Below are 1,110 nucleotides of genomic sequence, written 5' to 3' on the forward strand. Positions count from 1 at the left end.
CCAACAACGCCGGCAGCGCCCTGGAAAAAATCACCGCCGCCATCTCGCAAATCAGTGAACGCAACCTGGTGATCGCCAGCGCCGCCGAGCAACAGGCCCTGGTGGCCCGCGATGTCGACCGCAGCCTGGTGAACATCCGCGACCTGTCGACCCAGACCGCCGCCGGTGCCACCCAGACCTCGGCGGCCAGCCACGAATTGTCGCGCCTGGCGGTGGACCTCAACGGCATGGTCACGCGGTTTGTCCTGTAATTAGCGATTGTGTCGCGCAGGCCACTGGGCAACACTCGCCGCCTTATTGATGTAGGAGTGTTCCGTGAGACCTGTCGACACCCTGTACCTGTTGGGGCTGGCTGCCATTTGGGGCGCGAGCTTCCTGTTCATGCGCATCATTGCGCCGGAAATCGGCACGGTGCCGACTGCGTTTTTTCGCGTGTCGATTGCGGCAGCCGGCCTGCTGGTAATCCTCACCGTGATGCGCGTGAACTGGGACTTCCAGGGCAAGTTCAAGACCGTGCTGCTGCTCGGCGTGATCAACTCCGGCATTCCCGCGACTATGTATTCCGTGGCCGCCCAGGTGCTGCCGGCGGGATACTCGGCGATCTTCAACGCCACCACGCCGTTGATGGGCGTGTTGATTGGCGGGTTGTTCTTCAGTGAACGCCTGACCCCTTCGAAAATCGCAGGTGTGTGTTTGGGCCTGTTTGGCGTAGGAGTCCTAACCCGTGCCGGGCCGGTAGCCTTTGATCTGGACTTGTTGATGGGCGCACTAGCCTGCCTGCTGGCCACCACGTGCTACGGCTTTGCCGGTTTCCTTGCGCGGCGCTGGCTCGATCAACGTGGCGGCCTGGACAGCCGGCTTGCGGCGTTGGGCAGCATGCTCGGCGCTACCCTTTTCTTACTGCCGTTCTTTGCCTACAGCGCCATCAGCCATCCACCAGCGAGCTGGGGTGGTTGGCAGGTATGGTCTTCGTTGCTGGGGTTGGGGCTGGTGTGTACGGCGTTTGCCTACATCCTGTACTTCCGTTTGCTGTCGTCCATTGGGCCGGTGAAGTCGATGACGGTGACGTTTATGATTCCGCCGTTTGGGGTGTTGTGGGGGGCGTTGTTG

1 protein-coding gene and 1 pseudogene are annotated in these 1,110 nt (G+C 61.8%); both read left to right on the forward strand.

Annotated features, from left to right (window positions below; genetic code table 11):
- Nucleotides 1-251, forward strand: a pseudogene (locus tag FEM54_RS32950) (methyl-accepting chemotaxis protein); the annotation flags it as partial.
- Nucleotides 252-315: 64 nt separating this feature from the next.
- The coding region (locus tag FEM54_RS32955) for a DMT family transporter (protein WP_138454327.1) at nt 316-1,110 on the forward strand (795 nt) is incomplete at its 3' end.

This window comes from Pseudomonas edaphica (assembly GCF_005863185.1).
GTDB classification, from domain to species: domain Bacteria; phylum Pseudomonadota; class Gammaproteobacteria; order Pseudomonadales; family Pseudomonadaceae; genus Aquipseudomonas; species Aquipseudomonas edaphica.